The organism is Pseudomonas sp. MF09150 (assembly GCF_059862355.1).
The window spans coordinates 32,244-49,555 of the sequence record NZ_JCBCUS010000004.1 but is presented as its reverse complement, the minus strand read 5'-3'; the positions used below and the strand labels follow the sequence as shown (position 1 = coordinate 49,555).

15 protein-coding genes are annotated in these 17,312 nt (G+C 61.7%); 12 read left to right on the top strand and 3 right to left on the bottom strand.

Going from position 1 to position 17,312, the window contains the following annotated elements; genetic code table 11:
• Positions 1 to 8: 8 nt before the first annotated feature.
• A complete protein-coding gene (locus AC19YX_RS16360) occupies positions 9 to 764 on the top strand; it encodes a hypothetical protein (protein ID WP_500606602.1) in 756 nt (251 codons plus the stop codon).
• Positions 765 to 928: 164 nt separating this feature from the next.
• On the opposite strand, the gene AC19YX_RS16355 is transcribed toward AC19YX_RS16360, so the two are convergent.
• Positions 929 to 1,393, bottom strand: a complete 465-nt coding sequence (locus tag AC19YX_RS16355; protein ID WP_020295785.1) for a methylglyoxal synthase — start codon at positions 1,391 to 1,393, stop codon at positions 929 to 931.
• 42 nt (positions 1,394 to 1,435) lie between these two features.
• Entirely contained in the window at positions 1,436 to 2,440 is a 1,005-nt protein-coding gene (gap, locus tag AC19YX_RS16350) for a type I glyceraldehyde-3-phosphate dehydrogenase (RefSeq protein WP_020295784.1), read from the bottom strand.
• A gap of 222 nt (positions 2,441 to 2,662) precedes the next feature.
• Here gap and edd point away from each other — a divergent pair, with 222 nt between their 5' ends.
• From edd to AC19YX_RS16295, 11 genes are all read left to right on the top strand, one after another.
• Complete coding sequence (gene edd, locus AC19YX_RS16345) at positions 2,663 to 4,489, top strand: phosphogluconate dehydratase (protein ID WP_078470932.1); 1,827 nt, start codon at positions 2,663 to 2,665, stop codon at positions 4,487 to 4,489.
• Positions 4,486 to 5,442, top strand: coding sequence for a glucokinase (locus AC19YX_RS16340; protein WP_500606601.1), 957 nt, complete (start codon positions 4,486 to 4,488; stop codon positions 5,440 to 5,442). The genes edd and AC19YX_RS16340 overlap by 4 nt, the downstream gene beginning before the upstream one ends.
• A 74-nt stretch (positions 5,443 to 5,516) precedes the next feature.
• Positions 5,517 to 6,248 (top strand): response regulator, encoded by a 732-nt coding sequence (locus AC19YX_RS16335; RefSeq protein ID WP_078470930.1) that lies wholly within the window; start codon positions 5,517 to 5,519, stop codon positions 6,246 to 6,248.
• 31 nt (positions 6,249 to 6,279) lie between these two features.
• Positions 6,280 to 7,707 carry an ATP-binding protein gene (locus AC19YX_RS16330; RefSeq protein WP_421548591.1) on the top strand — a complete coding sequence of 476 codons (1,428 nt, stop codon included), beginning with the start codon at positions 6,280 to 6,282 and terminating at the stop codon, positions 7,705 to 7,707.
• 375 nt (positions 7,708 to 8,082) lie between these two features.
• Positions 8,083 to 9,342: a D-mannose isomerase gene (locus tag AC19YX_RS16325; protein WP_500606600.1), complete on the top strand. Its 1,260-nt coding sequence runs from the start codon at positions 8,083 to 8,085 to the stop codon at positions 9,340 to 9,342.
• 116 nt (positions 9,343 to 9,458) lie between these two features.
• Positions 9,459 to 10,751, top strand: coding sequence for an ABC transporter substrate-binding protein (locus AC19YX_RS16320; RefSeq protein WP_078470927.1), 1,293 nt, complete (start codon positions 9,459 to 9,461; stop codon positions 10,749 to 10,751).
• A gap of 113 nt (positions 10,752 to 10,864) precedes the next feature.
• Positions 10,865 to 11,773 carry a carbohydrate ABC transporter permease gene (locus tag AC19YX_RS16315; RefSeq protein WP_020295777.1) on the top strand — a complete coding sequence of 303 codons (909 nt, stop codon included), beginning with the start codon at positions 10,865 to 10,867 and terminating at the stop codon, positions 11,771 to 11,773.
• On the top strand, positions 11,766 to 12,611 hold the full coding sequence (locus AC19YX_RS16310; protein ID WP_020295776.1) for a carbohydrate ABC transporter permease: 846 nt from the start codon (positions 11,766 to 11,768) through the stop codon (positions 12,609 to 12,611). The genes AC19YX_RS16315 and AC19YX_RS16310 overlap by 8 nt, the downstream gene beginning before the upstream one ends.
• 3 nt (positions 12,612 to 12,614) lie before the next feature.
• Positions 12,615 to 13,775 (top strand): ABC transporter ATP-binding protein, encoded by a 1,161-nt coding sequence (locus tag AC19YX_RS16305; protein WP_020295775.1) that lies wholly within the window; start codon positions 12,615 to 12,617, stop codon positions 13,773 to 13,775.
• A 90-nt stretch (positions 13,776 to 13,865) separates the two neighbouring features.
• Complete coding sequence (locus AC19YX_RS16300; protein ID WP_421548576.1) at positions 13,866 to 15,215, top strand: carbohydrate porin; 1,350 nt, start codon at positions 13,866 to 13,868, stop codon at positions 15,213 to 15,215.
• 154 nt (positions 15,216 to 15,369) lie between these two features.
• On the top strand, positions 15,370 to 16,224 hold the full coding sequence (locus AC19YX_RS16295) for a D-hexose-6-phosphate mutarotase (protein ID WP_078470925.1): 855 nt from the start codon (positions 15,370 to 15,372) through the stop codon (positions 16,222 to 16,224).
• Positions 16,225 to 16,291: 67 nt separating this feature from the next.
• Here the strand turns inward: AC19YX_RS16295 and AC19YX_RS16290 are convergent, their stop codons facing one another.
• Complete coding sequence (locus AC19YX_RS16290) at positions 16,292 to 17,152, bottom strand: MurR/RpiR family transcriptional regulator (RefSeq protein ID WP_177326756.1); 861 nt, start codon at positions 17,150 to 17,152, stop codon at positions 16,292 to 16,294.
• Positions 17,153 to 17,312: the final 160 nt, after the last annotated feature.

Here is a 17,312-nt window from a genome sequence, read left to right as displayed (position 1 = left end):
GTTATGCAATGAACCCTAAGTTTTTATTGATGGTGTCTTCTTTTTTAATAGCGTCTGGATGCGGAATGCAGGCTTGTTCAGCCATCGCGCCCTCTATGAATGAAGCTGGAAACTCCGAGTCGTGTAAGGCCAGTCTGCGGCGTTCTGCAATCACGGTAGCTAAGGATGGGTTTTCAATTAACACGTTTAGGCTGTTTAAGAACTATCCCCTGATCGGCCCCCAGAGCGAATCCAGTTATACTGAAATGGATATTTTCTATAAGGGTGCGAGTTCGTTATCACTGTCTGATCAATGTCTTCAATCTGGGATGTATGAGTTTGAAATGCATGACGGAGCCCATTTAAGAAAGGGTGGTAATCACGATTTTAAGCCGATTTTTGTATATTTTATGGGCGGTAGTTATTATGTGCTATTTATTAGGGTGAGCTATTTTAGTGAGGAGGGTGTTGGAGAGGAGCTTGTGGCTAGTATGGCGGAATATAATGTTGAGGGTGAGTTGGTAAGAAGGCTGGATCATATTTCCTCGTGGCGAAATTATGAAGGGAGTTTGGTTTTGCTTGAGGCCTGTGTTGCAAGCTCTGGTATATTGTTGCGTAAGTTAAATATTGATCCGGCCTTGCAGGCCGAGGATGGCCGGGTGATTAGCTATATGCCGCCTAAACTTCTAATGAGTCAGGTGCTGTATCCGGCAGGTGCAGGTTATTTGCGCAAGGAAAATGACAGGGCAGTCAAATGCAATTGGGATAACTATTTGTCCCCTTAAAAGGAAGACTGGGCGATTTCGAAATCGCCCATCTTTATTTCAATACGATCAACACCATCACTTCAGTTGTTGACGTTTGTACCTCATCTTGTAACTCGAACATCGCAACCTTCTGCTTGCCTATCCATACCCACATCTTCAAGCCGCATTAATCCCCGAGTAACTTACCCACGCCCAGCCAGGTAAGCCTGATAATCGGGAATCCGATGGGTATGCGCCTGGCTCATCAACGGGCTGCTGAGCAGGTAGTCGGCGCTGCACTCGTTGCAGGCCACCGGAATATTCCACACGGCCGCGACTCGCAGCAGGGCCTTGATGTCCGGGTCGTGGGGTTGGGGTTCGAAGGGGTCCCAGAAGAACACCAGCAGGTCGACCCGCTGTTCGGCGATTTGTGCGCCGAGCTGCTGGTCGCCGCCCAAGGGCCCGCTGATCATGCTTTGCACCGGCAGGCCGAGGCGTTTGGTCAGCAGCAGGCCGGTGGTGCCGGTGGCCACCAGGTCATGCTCGGCGAGCGTGTCCTTGTGCCGTTCGGCCCAGTCCAGCAGGAATACTTTGCAGTGGTCATGGGCGACCAGGGCGATGCGCTTGCGCGCCGCCATGGTCTTTTCGGTGAAGCTGATACCGATCATCGGTTGCTGTTCCACGCTATGTCCGTTATTCCCGCAATGCGCTTATTCGGCGTTGCACAGGGCCAGGCAGTTATCCAGCATGCGGTTGGAGAAACCCCATTCGTTGTCGTACCAGGCCAGCACCTTGAGCAGTCGACCGCCGCTGACCTTGGTGTGGTTGGCGTCGAAGATCGACGACAGCGGGTTGTGGTTGAAGTCGCTGGAGACCAGGGGCAGGGTGTTGTAGCCGAGGATTTTCGAGTGCTGGCTGGCTTCCTTGAGCAGGGCGTTGACCTCGTCGGCGGTGGTTTCGCGCTTGAGGTACAGGGTCAGGTCCACCAACGATACGTTGATCACCGGTACCCGTACGGCCATGCCGGTCAATTTGCCTGCCAGTTCCGGCAGCACCAGGCCCACCGCTTCAGCGGCGCCGGTCTTGCTCGGAATCATGTTCTGGGTCGCCGAGCGCGCGCGGTACGGGTCGGTGTGGTAGACGTCGGTCAGGTTCTGGTCGTTGGTGTAGGCGTGAATGGTGGTCATCAGGCCGCTTTCGATGCCCAGCTCGCGGTGCAGCACCTGGGCCACGGGCGCCAGGCAGTTGGTGGTGCAGGAGGCGTTGGAGATGATCTGGTGCGATTGGCGCAGCAGGTCGTGGTTGACGCCATAGACCACGGTGGCATCGGCGCCTTTGGCCGGGGCCGAGATGATCACTTTGCGGGCGCCGGCGCTGATATGCGCGGCCGCCTTGGCTCGGTCGGTGAACAGGCCGGTGCATTCAAACACCACGTCGATCTTCTCGGCGGCCCAGGGCAGCTCGGCCGGATTGCGGATGGCGCTGACGGCAATCCGGTCGCCGTTGACGGTCAGGCTTTCCTGATCGTGCTGCACGTCTGCATCAAAAGTGCCGTGCACGGTGTCGTATTTGAGCAGGTGGGCATTGATCGAGCTGTCGCCCAGGTCGTTGATGGCGACGATCTGCAGGTCCTGACGGTAGCCTTGGGTATAAAGTGCGCGCAGGACATTACGGCCGATACGGCCAAAACCATTGATTGCGATTCGTAGAGTCATTGGAAAAGTGCCTGCCGTGGTTTTGTTGTTGGAATTACAAGATTATTCGCAAAAAAATAGAAAACAAGCCTTTTTAGTGGCAATATTTTGTCTTATCTACAACGAGTGACCTGAATCAACTGGTCCAAATGGTCAAGAAACCGCTGCGCCTTCCTGGCCTGACGGCGTTTTGATCAGCATAGACAAACAGGTCGCCACATCCGTTAGCCTGGAGTTCTACACATGCATCCCCGCGTTCTTGAGGTCACCGAACGGCTTATCGCCCGCAGTCGCGGCACTCGCGAGGCCTACCTCGCTCTGATTCGCGACGCCGCCAGCGACGGCCCGCAACGGGGCAGGTTGCAGTGTGCGAACTTTGCCCACGGCGTGGCCGGTTGCGGCACCGACGATAAAAACAGCCTGCGGATGATGAACGCGGCCAACGTGGCAATTGTTTCGTCATATAACGACATGCTCTCGGCGCATCAGCCGTACGAGCACTTTCCGGAACAGATTAAAAAAGCCCTGCGCGAAATCGGCTCGGTCGGCCAGTTTGCCGGCGGCACCCCGGCCATGTGCGACGGCGTGACCCAGGGCGAGCCGGGCATGGAACTGAGCCTGCCGAGCCGCGAAGTGATCGCGTTGTCCACCGCCGTGGCGCTGTCGCACAACATGTTCGACGCGGCGCTGATGCTCGGTATCTGCGACAAGATTGTCCCGGGGCTGATGATGGGCGCGTTGCGCTTTGGCCACCTGCCGATGATCTTCGTCCCGGGCGGGCCGATGGTCTCGGGTATTTCCAACAAGCAGAAAGCCGACGTGCGCCAGCGCTACGCCGAAGGCAAGGCCAGCCGCGAAGAGCTGCTGGAGTCGGAAATGAAGTCCTACCACAGCCCCGGCACCTGCACCTTCTACGGCACCGCCAACACCAACCAGTTGCTGATGGAAGTCATGGGCCTGCACTTGCCGGGCTCGTCCTTCGTCAACCCCAACACGCCGTTGCGCGATGCCCTGACCCATGAGGCTGCGCAACAAGTGACGCGCCTGACCAAGCAGAGCGGCCAGTTCACCCCGATTGGTGAAATCGTCGACGAACGTTCCCTGGTCAACTCCATCGTCGCCCTGCACGCCACTGGCGGCTCGACCAACCACACCCTGCACATGCCGGCCATCGCCCAGGCCGCCGGAATTCAGCTGACCTGGCAGGACATGGCCGACCTCTCCGAGGTGGTGCCGACCCTGTCCCACGTCTATCCAAACGGCAAGGCCGATATCAACCACTTCCAGGCGGCGGGCGGCATGTCGTTCCTGATTCGCGAATTGCTGGAAGCCGGCCTGCTCCACGAAGACGTGAACACCGTGGCTGGCCGTGGCCTGAGCCGCTACACCCAGGAACCGTTCCTGGACAACGGCAAGCTGGTGTGGCGCGACGGCCCGATCGAAAGCCTCGACGAAAACATCCTGCGCCCGGTGGCTCGCGCATTCTCGCCGGAAGGCGGTCTGCGGGTGATGGAGGGCAACCTCGGCCGTGGGGTGATGAAAGTCTCGGCCGTGGCCCTTGAGCATCAGATCGTCGAAGCTCCGGCGGTGGTGTTCCAGGACCAGCAGGATCTGGCCGATGCGTTCAAGGCCGGCCTGTTGGAAAAAGATTTTGTCGCCGTCATGCGCTTCCAGGGCCCGCGCTCCAACGGCATGCCGGAATTGCACAAGATGACCCCGTTCCTTGGCGTGTTGCAGGACCGTGGCTTCAAGGTGGCGTTGGTCACAGACGGACGCATGTCCGGCGCTTCGGGCAAGATCCCGGCGGCGATTCATGTCAGCCCCGAGGCCCAGGTCGGCGGTGCGCTGGCGCGGGTGCTGGATGGCGACATCATTCGCGTGGATGGCGTCAAGGGCACTCTGGAGCTTAAGGTAGACGCCGATGAATTCGCGGCCCGCGAGCCGGCCAAGGGCCTGCTGGGCAACAATGTCGGCAGCGGTCGTGAATTGTTCGGCTTCATGCGCATGGCCTTCAGCTCGGCAGAGCAGGGCGCCAGCGCCTTTACCTCTGCCCTGGAGACGCTTAAGTGAAACTGGCCCTGGTCGGTGATATCGGTGGGACCAACGCGCGGTTCGCGTTGTGGAAAGACCAGCAACTGGACTCGATCCAGGTGCATGCGACGGCGGACTACACCAGCCCGGAACAAGCCATCAGCGCCTACCTGAAGGACCTGGGACTGGCCCCGGGTTCGATCGGCTCGGTGTGCCTGTCGGTGGCCGGGCCGGTGGGCGGCGACGAGTTCCGCTTCACCAACAACCATTGGCGCCTGAGCCGTCAGGCGTTCTGCCAGACCTTGCAGGTCGACCAATTGCTGCTGGTCAACGACTTTTCGGCCATGGCCCTGGGCATGACCCGGCTGCAACCCGACGAGTTTCGTCAGGTCTGCCCGGGCACGCCCGAGCCGTTGCGCCCGGCCGTGGTGATTGGCCCGGGTACCGGGCTTGGGGTCGGCACCCTGCTCGATCTCGGTGACCAGCGCTGGATGGCCTTGCCCGGCGAGGGCGGCCATGTCGACCTGCCGTTGAGCAGCCCTCGGGAGACCCAGCTCTGGCAGCACATTTTCAACGAGATCGGCCACGTCAGCGCCGAGACCGCCCTCAGCGGCGGTGGTTTGCCGCGGGTGTACCGGGCGATCTGCGCGGTGGACGGGCATCCGGCCGTGCTCGACACCCCGGAGGCGATCACCGCTGCCGGGCTTACCGGCGACCCGATAGCCGTCGAAGTCCTGGAGCAATTCTGCTGCTGGCTGGGCCGGGTGGCCGGTAACAACGTGCTGACCACTGGCGCTCGCGGTGGGGTGTATATCGTCGGCGGAGTGATTCCGCGTTTTGCCGACTTTTTCATCCAGAGCGGTTTTGCCCGCTGCTTTGCCGACAAGGGTTGCATGAGCGATTACTTCAAGGGCATCCCGGTGTGGCTGGTGACGGCGCCGTATTCAGGCCTGACCGGAGCCGGGGTGGCGTTGGAACAGGCGGCAATCTGAGGGCGTCGAGGGTCTCCTGTGGCGGGCCGTTTAGGCCATAATCGCGCTCCATTCCTAACAACAAGGACGACCAAGTGAGCTCAGTCAGTAAGTCGATTTTGTTGGTTGACGACGATCAGGAAATACGCGAACTGCTGGAGACTTACCTCAGCCGCGCCGGATTCCAGGTGCGCAGCACGGCTGACGGCGCCGGCTTTCGCCAGGCCCTGAACGAGGCCCCGAGCGACCTGGTGATTCTCGATGTGATGCTGCCCGACGAAGACGGCTTCAGCCTGTGCCGCTGGATTCGTCAGCACCCACGGGTGGGCCAGGTGCCGATCATCATGCTCACTGCCAGCTCCGACGAAGCCGACCGGGTCATTGGCCTGGAACTGGGGGCCGACGATTACCTGGGCAAACCCTTCAGCCCCCGCGAACTGCAGGCGCGAATCAAGGCCCTGTTGCGGCGTGCGCAATTCGGCCAGGAGCGCGCCGGCGGCGAGGTGCTGTGCTTCGACGACTGGCGGCTGGATATGGTCAGTCACCGGCTGTTCCATACCGACGGCGAGGAAGTGATCCTGTCCGGCGCCGACTTTGCCCTGCTCAAACTGTTTCTCGACCATCCCCAGGAAATCCTCGATCGCGACACCATCGGCAACGCCACCCGTGGCCGCGACCTGATGCCCCTGGATCGGATCGTCGACATGGCGGTCAGCCGCCTGCGCCAACGCCTGCGTGACACCGAAAAGCCGCCGCGGTTGATCCGTACCGTGCGTGGCAGTGGCTATCAGCTGGCCGCCAACGTGGTGGCCGGCAATGCTCATTGACGGCCTGCGGCGTCTCGCGGCCCGGGTCCCGGTGCCGCGTTCGCTATTGGGGCGGATGCTGCTCCTGACGCTGTTGGCGGTGCTGTTTGCCCAGGCCCTGTCCAGCGTGATCTGGGTCTCGCAATTGCGCGCCACCCAGCTTGAGGGCCTGGTCACCAGCGCCCGCAGCCTGGCCCATTCGATGACCGCCAGCGTCAGTTACCTGCGTTCGTTGCCGGTGGCCTATCGACCCCTGGTGCTCGACCAGTTGCGCAGCATGGGCGGCACGCGGTTTGTGGTGACCCTCAACGACAAGCCCCTGGGCATGGAAGTGCTGCCACCGACACCGCGCAAGCAGGCGGTGCTCAAGGCGGTGGACGAGGTGCTGCGCCAGTCCCTGGGCAGCGAGGCCGATATCTCGGTGACCTTCGTCAGCCCTGAAGACCTGCGGATCTTCAACGGCGGCCTGAAGCTCGACGAACTGCCGCGCTCCTGGGCCCACTACGCGCTGACCCTGGAGCCGGTCAACCCGCCGGTGCTGGTCACCCAGATCCAGATGGCCCCCGGCGAATGGCTATACATCGCCTCCTTGCTGCCCGAGCCCTATACCAGCCTTGAAGAGCAGGGTCTGCCGGCTCAGCAGGTGTGGTTTATCGTGCTCACCAGCGGTTTCTTGCTGTTGTTTATCGGCCTGCTGGTGCACTGGCAGAGCCGTCCGCTCAAGCGTCTGGCGCGGGCCGCGCGGGACATGTCCCTGGGGGCGGACGTGGAGCCGGTGGCCGAAGGCGGTGGCAGCGAAGTGGTGGAAGTCGGCCGCGCCTTCAATGCCATGCGCGAGCGCATCAGCCGCTACCTGACCGAACGCAGCCAACTGTTCAGCGCCATCTCCCACGATTTGCGCACGCCCATCACCCGCTTGCGGCTGCGGGTCGAACTGCTGGAAGACGAACAACTGCAAAACAAATTCGGCCGCGACCTCGACGAGTTGGAGTTGCTGGTCAAGGGCGCACTGCAATGTGTGAAAGACACCGACATCCACGAGAACATCGAATCGGTGGACCTCAACCAGGTCCTCGATTGCCTGGTGGAACCCTACCTCGCGCCCAATGGCAACGGCCGGGTCACCCAGCAGGGGCGGGCGCTGGCCGGTTATCCGGGCAAGCCTCTGGCGCTCAAGCGCTGCATGGGCAACCTGATCGACAACGCGCTGAAGTACGGGCAGAACGCCCACCTGCACATCGACGACGATGAAAACGCCTTCATGCTGCACGTGGATGACGAGGGCCCCGGGGTGCCGGAACAGCGCCTGGAGCAAGTGTTCGAGCCGCATTTTCGCCTGGCCGGCCAGCAGCAGGGCTACGGCCTGGGGCTGGGGATCGCGCGCAATATCGCCCATAGCCACGGCGGCGAAGTCAGCCTGCAGAATCTGCGCGAAGGCGGGCTGCGGGTGACACTGTATCTGCCGCGTTCGTTTGATTGAGCGCCTGTCGAAGGCGGGGTTGGATCGCCCAGACAGGGTGAGTGCTTTAGCGCACCCGCCCTCTGTGGCGAGGGAGCTTGCTCCCGCAGGGCCAGCCGGTGCACTGAAGGTTTTCAACCTTGAGCCGGGTTGGCGGGTTCCGCCAGATTCACCGCAGTCAGCGATTTTGCGCCGGCTGCGCCGTCGAGCGGGAGCAAGCTCCCTCGCCACAAAGAGCCTCGTTGTCCAGCAATCTCCCCTGGCCGCTTAAGCACCTTCTGCACAGCATGGTGGCCATGTCACCGGTTGGTGACATTTGCCGTGTGCTTCGTTACCTGCGGTGGATCGAGGCTTGATTAGACTCAGGCCTTCGATAAAAACAACAACAGGTCGCCCATGGACTCTCTTTCGCTGTCGTTCAGCAGTTGGCTGAACGCTCCCGCCCATCATGCCTGGCTCGCTGCCGAAGGCCTGCGCCTGCTGGATTTCGCCAAGGCGGCACGGCTCGCCGACGGCTTCGGCAATCTGGACGCCCAAGGCCGCCTGCCGGCCGACGCCCGGGCCGAAACCATGAACACCGCGCGCATGACCCACAGTTTTGCCATGGCCCATATCCAGGGTTTGCCCGGTTACGCGGCGCTGGTCGACCACGGCGTCGCCGCCCTGGCCGGGCCATTGCGCGATGCCGAGCACGGTGGCTGGTTCGCGGTGCAGGCAGCAGGGGATGGCAACACCGACAAGGCAGCCTACCTGCATGCCTTTGTCGCCCTGGCCGCCAGTTCCGCAGTGGTCGCCGGCCGCCCCGGTGCCCAGGCCCTGCTGGAGCAGGCGATCGAGGTCATCGACAGCCATTTCTGGAGCGAGGAGGAGGGCGCCCTGCGCGAGTCGTTCAATCGCGACTGGAGCGAAGAGGAAAGCTACCGTGGCGCCAACAGCAATATGCACGCCACCGAAGCCTTCCTCGCCCTGGCCGATGTCACCCAGGACCCGCGCTGGCTGAACCGCGCCCTGCGGATTGTCGAGCGGGTGATCCACCAGCACGCGGCGGGCAACGACTTTATGGTGATCGAGCATTTCGACCGCCAGTGGCAGGCCTTGCCTGACTACAACTCGGCACATCCGGCAGATGGCTTTCGTCCCTACGGCACCACCCCCGGGCACGGATTCGAGTGGGCGCGCTTGCTGTTGCACCTGGAGGCGTCGCGGGTGCGCGCCGGCATGTTGACCCCGGGCTGGTTGGTGCTGGACGCGCAAAGGCTGTTCGAGAGCAACTGCCGCCACGGCTGGGCGGTCGACGGTGCGCCCGGCATCGTCTACACCCTGGACTGGAACCATCGGCCCGTGGTGCGCCAGCGTTTGCACTGGACCCACGCCGAGGCCAGCGCCGCCGCCAGTGCCTTGCTCCAGCGCACCGGCGAGGCTCGCTACGAAACCTGGTACCGCTGTTTCTGGGAGTTTTGCGAAACCCATTTCATCGACCGCGTGCAGGGCAGTTGGCACCACGAGCTCGGGCTGGACAACAGCCCCAGCGCCGAGATCTGGGCCGGCAAACCCGACCTCTATCACGCCTGGCAGGCGGTGCTGATTCCGCGCCTGGGGTTGGCCCCAAGCCTCGCGTCTGCCCTGGCGCAGGTGTCTGGCCCGCAGGTTATGTAACCATGCAGTGACATTCGCGCGTCCCTTCGTTACCTGCGAGGTTCGATGCGCTGTTTAAAATCCCGTGCAGCGCAAGCACCAGACTTGCATGCATAACAACAAGAAAGGTACTTCAGATGAATGCGATTTCTCGCCTCGCCACTGTCATTTCTCTCGCCTCGTTGTTTCCCTTGAACGCACTTGCCGCCGATTCCAAAGGTTCAGTGGAAGTCGTGCACTGGTGGACGTCGGGTGGTGAAAAAGCCGCGGTCGATGTTCTCAAGGCCCAAGTCGAGAAAGACGGCTTTACCTGGAAGGACGGTGCGGTTGCCGGTGGCGGCGGTTCGACTGCCATGACCGTATTGAAAAGCCGCGCCGTCGCCGGTAATCCGCCGGGTGTGGCACAGATCAAGGGGCCGGATATCCAGGAGTGGGGCAGCACTGGCCTGCTCAGCACCGACACCTTGAAAGACGTCGCCAAGTCGGAAAACTGGGACGGCCTGCTGTCGAAAAAAGTCTCCGACACCGTCAAGTTCGAAGGCGACTACGTCGCCGTACCGGTGAACATCCATCGGGTCAACTGGCTGTGGATCAACCCGGAAGTATTCAAGAAAGCCGGGATCGAAAAGGCCCCGACCACCCTTGCTGAATTCTATGCCGCAGGTGACAAACTCAAGGCCGCCGGCTTTATCGCCCTGGCCCACGGCGGCCAGCCGTGGCAGGACAGCACCGTGTTCGAAGACGTGGTGCTGTCGGTGATGGGCGCCGAGGGCTATCAGAAGGCCTTGGTCGACCTGGACCAGAAAACCCTGTCCGGCCCGGAGATGACCAAGGCCTTCACCGAGCTGAAAAAACTCACCGGCTACATGGACCCCAACCGCGCCGGGCGTGACTGGAACATCGCTGCCGCCGACGTGATCAATGGCAAGGCCGGCATGCAGATGATGGGCGACTGGGCCAAGAGCGAGTGGACCGCGGCGAAGAAAATCGCCGGCAAGGACTACCAGTGCGTACCGTTCCCGGGCACTGAAAAAGCCTTCACCTACAACATCGACTCCCTGGCGGTGTTCAAGCTCAAGGCTGATCGCAAGGGCGATATCGCCGCTCAGCAGGACCTGGCCAAGGTTGCACTGGGCAAGGACTTCCAGAAGGTCTTCAGCATCAACAAGGGCTCGATCCCGGTGCGCACCGACATGCTCAACGACATGAGCGGCCTGGGCTTCGACTCCTGCGCCCAAGCGGCGGCCAAGGACTTCCTGGCTGACGACAAGACCGGCGGCCTGCAACCGAGCATGGCGCACAACATGGCCACTTCCCTGGCCGTGCAGGGCGCGATCTTCGACGTAGTCACCAACTTCATGAACGACAAGGATGCGGACCCGGCCAAGGCCAGTGCGCAGCTGGCATCGGCCGTCAAGGCCGCCCAGTAATCCCCGATGCCACGGGTACGCCCGTGGCCGTTACTTGAAGGGTCTATCCCTGTGGGCGCTTGCTCCCACAGGGCACCACCTTCTGATTCCTACTTCACACCTGGATTATCCCGATGAGCTCTGTGGCGGTTTTCAGCAAAGCCTCACCGTTCGATGCGCTGCAACGCTGGCTGCCCAAGTTGGTGCTGGCGCCGAGCATGCTGATCGTGTTGGTTGGTTTTTACGGTTACATCATCTGGACGTTCATTCTGTCCTTCACCAATTCCAGCTTCATGCCGACCTACAAATGGGTCGGCTTGCAGCAATACACTCGCCTGCTGGACAACGACCGCTGGTGGGTCGCGAGCAAAAACCTGGCGCTGTTCGGCGGCATGTTCATCGGCATCAGTCTGGTGCTCGGGGTGTTCCTGGCGGTGCTGCTGGACCAGCGGATCCGCAAGGAAGGTTTTATCCGCACCGTGTACCTGTACCCGATGGCGCTGTCGATGATCGTCACCGGTACCGCCTGGAAGTGGCTGCTGAACCCGGGCCTGGGTCTGGACAAGATGCTGCGTGACTGGGGCTGGGAAGGCTTTCGCCTGGACTGGCTGGTGGATCAGGACCGGGTGGTGTACTGCCTGGTGATCGCCGCCGTGTGGCAGGCCTCGGGTTTTGTCATGGCCATGTTTCTGGCCGGCTTGCGCGGTGTCGACCAGTCGATCATCCGTGCTGCCCAGGTCGACGGCGCGAGCCTGCCGACCATCTACCTGAAGATCGTGCTGCCGAGCCTGCGCCCGGTGTTTTTCAGCGCCTTCATGATCCTCGCCCATATCGCGATCAAGAGCTTCGACCTGGTGGCGGCGATGACGGCGGGCGGACCGGGCTACTCCTCGGACTTGCCGGCGATGTTCATGTACTCCTTCACTTTCAGCCGTGGCCAGATGGGCATCGGTTCGGCCAGCGCCATGCTGATGCTGGGCGCGGTGCTGACCATCCTGGTGCCGTACCTGTATTCCGAACTGCGGGGCAAACGCCATGACTAACGCGCTCGGGAAACCGACCCTGAACTTCAGCCGCATCGCCATCTACGCCACCTTGCTGCTGGCGGCCGCGGTGTACCTGATCCCGCTGGTGGTGATGCTGCTGACCAGCTTCAAGACCCCGGAAGACATCCGCACCGGCAACCTCCTGAGCTGGCCCGCCGTGATCGACGGCATTGGCTGGATCAAGGCCTGGGACAGCGTCGGCGGCTACTTCTGGAACTCGGTGAAAATCACCGTGCCGGCGGTATTGATCTCGACCTTTATCGGCGCAATGAACGGCTATGTGCTGTCGATGTGGCGCTTCCGTGGTTCGCAGCTGTTCTTCGGCCTGCTGCTGTTCGGCTGCTTCCTGCCGTTCCAGACCGTGCTGTTGCCGGCCTCGTTCACCCTCGGCAAGTTCGGCCTGGCCAACACCACCACTGGCCTGGTTCTGGTGCACGTGGTCTACGGCCTGGCGTTCACCACGCTGTTCTTCCGCAATTACTACGTGAGCATTCCCGATGCGCTGGTCAAGGCGGCACGCCTGGATGGCGCCGGGTTCTTCACCATCTTCGGCAAGATCCTGCTGCCGATGTCGATCCCGATCGTCATGGTCTGCCTGATCTGGCAGTTCACCCAGATCTGGAACGACTTCCTGTTCGGCGTGGTGTTTGCCAGTGGCGATGCGCAGCCGATCACCGTGGCCTTGAACAACCTGGTCAACACCAGCACCGGGGCCAAGGAATACAACGTTGATATGGCGGCGGCGATGATCGCCGGGCTGCCGACCCTGTTGGTTTACATATTCGCTGGCAAGTATTTCCTGCGTGGGCTGACGTCCGGCGCGGTCAAGGGGTAACAGATGGCAACTCTCGAATTACGCAACGTCAACAAGACCTACGGCGCGGGCTTGCCGGACACCCTGAAAAACATCGAACTGAAGATCGATGACGGCGAGTTCCTGATCCTGGTCGGGCCTTCGGGCTGCGGTAAATCGACCTTGATGAACTGCATCGCAGGCCTGGAGAACATCAGCGGCGGGGCGATCCTGGTGGATGACGCCGACATCAGCGGCATGAGCCCCAAGGATCGGGACATCGCCATGGTGTTCCAGTCCTATGCGCTGTACCCGACCATGAGCGTGCGCGACAACATCGCCTTCGGTTTGAAGATCCGCAAGATGCCCCGTGCCGAGATCGACGAAGAGGTGGCCCGTGTCGCCAAGCTGTTGCAGATCGAACACTTGCTCAGCCGCAAGCCCGGCCAGCTGTCGGGCGGCCAGCAGCAGCGCGTGGCCATGGGCCGGGCGCTGGCGCGGCGGCCGAAGATCTACCTGTTCGACGAACCGCTGTCCAACCTCGACGCCAAGCTGCGGGTCGAGATGCGTACCGAAATGAAGCTGATGCACCAGCGCCTGAAGACCACCACGGTCTACGTCACCCACGACCAGATCGAAGCCATGACCCTGGGCGACAAAGTGGCGGTGATGAAGGACGGGATCATCCAGCAGTTCGGCACCCCGAAGCAGATCTACAACGACCCGGCCAACCTGTTTGTGGCGAGCTTTATCGGCTCGCCGCCGATGAACTTCATCCCCCTGCGCCTGCAACGCAAGGACGGCCGCCTGCTGGCCCTGCTCGACAGTGGCCAGGCGCGCTGCGAGCTGCCCCTGGGCATGCAGGATGCCGGGCTTGAAGACCGTGAAGTGATTCTTGGCATGCGCCCGGAGCAGATCGTCCTGGCCGGTGCCGAGGCCAACGGCCTGCCGAGCATCCGCGCCGAGGTCCAGGTCACCGAGCCTACCGGCCCCGACACCCTGGTGTTCGTCAGCCTCAATGGGACCAAGGTCTGCTGCCGCCTGGCGCCGGACGTGGCGCCGCAGGTGGGCGAGACCCTGACCCTGCAGTTCGATCCGAGCAAGGTGTTGCTGTTCGATGCCAAGAGCGGCGAGCGCCTGGGCGTGGCCGGTGTGCCGGCGGCGCAGGCCCCGGCGGGCAACGTGGCGCAGTTCAAGGGCCGCTGAATCCGTGACGGATGGCCTGTCATTCGTCGCAATCGCTGTAAACCGCGTTAGATAAAAACAGTTAATAACAATAAAGACGAGGATGTAGGGATGAAAAAGAAACACACCAATACCCGGCTGCTCTGCCAGATGTCAGCGGTGGCGGCACTGGTCCTGTCCGGCAATGCGATGGCGGATGAGGCGTTCGGCGCCGATTCCAAGTGGATGACGGGCGACTGGGGTGGCGAGCGGACCAAGCTCATCGAGCAGGGTATCGACATCAAGGCGGACTACGTCGGTGAAGTCGGCGGTAACCTGCACGGTGGCTACAACAACGACAAGACTGCGCGTTACAGCGATCAGTTCGGCCTGGGCGTGGCCCTGGACCTGCAAAAGCTGTTGGGCTGGGATAACACCCAAGCCAAGGTCCAGCTCACCAACCGTAACGGCCAGAACATTTCCAATGACCGTATCGGCGACCCGCGTGCCGGCACCCTGAGTTCCTCCCAGGAAGTCTACGGTCGCGGCCATATGGTCCGGTTGACCCAGTTGTGGGTCCAGCATCAGTTCCTGGATGGCAAGCTCGACGTCAAGGCCGGCTACTTCGGTGAAGGCGAAGACTTCAACACCTTCCCCTGCGACTTCCAGAACCTGGCGTTCTGCGGCTCCCAGGTGGGCAACTGGGCCACCGGCATCTGGTACAACTGGCCGGTCAGCCAGGCGGCGCTGCGGATCAAGTACAACATCACGCCCGAGTTGTACGCGCAGATCGGCGCCTACAACCAGAACCCGTCGCAGCTGGAGCACGGCAACGGCTTCAAGCTCAGCGGCAGCGGGACCAAGGGCACCGTGCTGCCGGTCGAAGTGGTCTGGTCGCCGAAGCTCAACAGCCTGCCGGGCGAGTACCGGGTCGGTTACTACAAGAGCACGGCCGATGCCAATGACGTGCGCGAAGACAGCAATGGCCAGGATGCAGCGAACAGCGGCGACGGCTATCGCGTGCACAACAGCAAGCATGGCTACTGGTTCGTTGGGCAGCAGCAACTCACCACCCACAATGGCGATGCTTCGCGCGGCCTGAATATCGCGGCCAACGCCACCTTCCACGACAAGGACACCAACGTCGTCGACAACTACCAGTCGCTGATGTTCGTGTACAAGGGCCCGTTCGACGCGCGTCCCAAGGATGACGTCGGCATCGGCTTCGCCCGGATCCATGTCAACGACGACGTGAAGAAAAACGCCGAGCTGGTCAACGCCGACAACGGTATCAGTGACTACAACGACGCGCTGTATGCGCCGCTGCGCAACACTGAATACAACTATGAAATCAACTACGGCTTCCATGTCACCAACTGGCTGACCGTGCGTCCCAACCTGCAATACATCACTCACCCGGGCGGTGTGGATGAAGTGGATAACGCGTTGGTGGCGGGTCTGAAAATTCAGTCGGTGTTCTGACGCGCTTGCGATAAGCTCCTTCTCTTTGTGCGCATTTCGCGGATGGCCAAGGCTGTCCGCTTTTTTTTGTGGGAACTGTAGCTCGCGACAGTTACAGCGTTTTGCGCAGCCCTCATGAGTATCGAGACAGCAATGATTTTCAGGACCGTGGCACATGCATGAGCATCCGCTGCAACGCTTTTTCAAATCCCTGCGCGAGCGTCCGACCTTTGCCTGGGAGCGCTACCAGCTGCGTGATGTGCTGGTAATCGACCACCCCCTGTGCCAGGCGGTGTTCAGTCGCCAGGGCGCGCAGTTGCTGCATTTTCAGCCGACCGGGCAAAAGCCCTGGCTGTGGTGCGCCGCCAAGTGGCCGCAGGTGGGGGCGATTCGGGGCGGGGTGCCGGTGTGCTGGCCCTGGTACGGCCGGCATCCGAGCGAAAACGCCTGGCCGTCCCATGGCTGGGCGCGCTTGATCGACTGGAAGCTGCTGGACAGCAGCAGTGATGACGATGGCGTGCGCCTGCATTGGCAATTACAGCTGTGCGATTGGCAAGTGGACCTGCACGCCCACCTCGGGGAAACCCTGGAACTGCGCCTGGGCACCGAGCATCAAGACAGTGAACCCTGCCAATTGAGCCAGGCGTTGCACGCCTATTGGCGTATTGGTGATGTTGGCGAGGTAGCGCTGTCTGGGCTGGATGGCGTGGAAGGTTATGACCAGTTGAATCGCCAGGCTTGCCAACAGAAGGGCGAGTTGCGGGTGCAGGGTGGATGCCAGCGGGTGTTCCAGCACGAGGGCGAATTGCAGCTCAAGGACAGCGCCTGGCAGCGTGAACTGTGCATCGACACCGGCGACAGCGCCGACACCGTGGTCTGGCACCCGGGCACGCGGCCGTTGCTGGGGGTGAGCTGGAATGAAGTGTCAGGGTTCGTCTGCGTCGAAGCTGCCAGCGGCGGCACCGGCAGCGTCTGCCTGGCCCCCGGCGAACGCGCCCACCTGAGCCTGCAAGCCCGAGCCGTCGCCTGACCTTCGGCGGCCTGGGCGCCTTGGCTTATCAGATGAATTGACGTTGCGATGAGGGCCAACGCAGCCCTCAATTGAACTCGTCACCCACCGGATAGCGGCTGGCGTTGAGGCTTTCCTTGATTTTGCGCAGGTGCGGCTGGAAGTCGACGCCGCGGCGCAAGGTCATGCCGGTGGCGAGGACGTCGAGCACGGTCAGCTGGATGATGCGCGAGGTCATCGGCATGTAAATGTCGGTGTCTTCCGGCAGCGGAATATTCAGGCTCAGGGTGCTGGCCTTGGCCAGGGGCGAGCCGGCGGCGGTCAGGCCCAGGACCGAGGCGCCGTTTTCCCGGGCGATGCGTGCCACTTCCACCAGTTCACGGGTACGCCCGGTGTAGGAAATAATCACGAACAGCTCGCCGGTATGGGCCACCGAGGCAATCATGCGCTGCATCAGCACGTCGGCGTGGGCGGTCACCGCGAGGTTGAAGCGGAAGAACTTGTGCTGCGCATCCAGCGCCACCGGGGCCGAGGCGCCGAGGCCGAAGAAGTGGATCTGCCGCGCCTGGATCAACAGGTCGACGGCGCGGCTGATCAGGTTCGGGTCCAGGGCCTGGCAGGCGCTGTCGAGGGACGCAATGGCGCTGCCAAAGATCTTTTGCGTATAGGCTTCGGGGTTATCATCGGCTTCGACCGCGCGGCTGACATAGGCCGCCCCGCTGGCCAGGCTCTGGGCCAGTTGCAGTTTGAGTTCCGGGTAACCGCTGACGCCGAACGAGCGGCAGAAACGATTGACCGTGGGCTCGCTGACCGAGGCGGCCTGGGCCAGGGCGGCGATGCTGAAGCGCGTCGCCTGCTGTGGGTTGAGCAGGATCACTTCAGCGACTTTACGTTCGGCCTTGTTCAATTCTTCAAGGCGGTTCTGGATGTGTTCCAGAAGATTGCGCATGCGGTCCATTAAGGTTTCCTAGGTCGGCAATGCAAGGAAGCCGGACTTAACCGGGCTTCGGCGGTGGCCTATCCTACTGATGGCCTGTGCCGACCACCACTCGGATTCTGTATTTTGCGAAAATGTTGTGGTTATTACTACATTTTCCCTTGAGTGATGC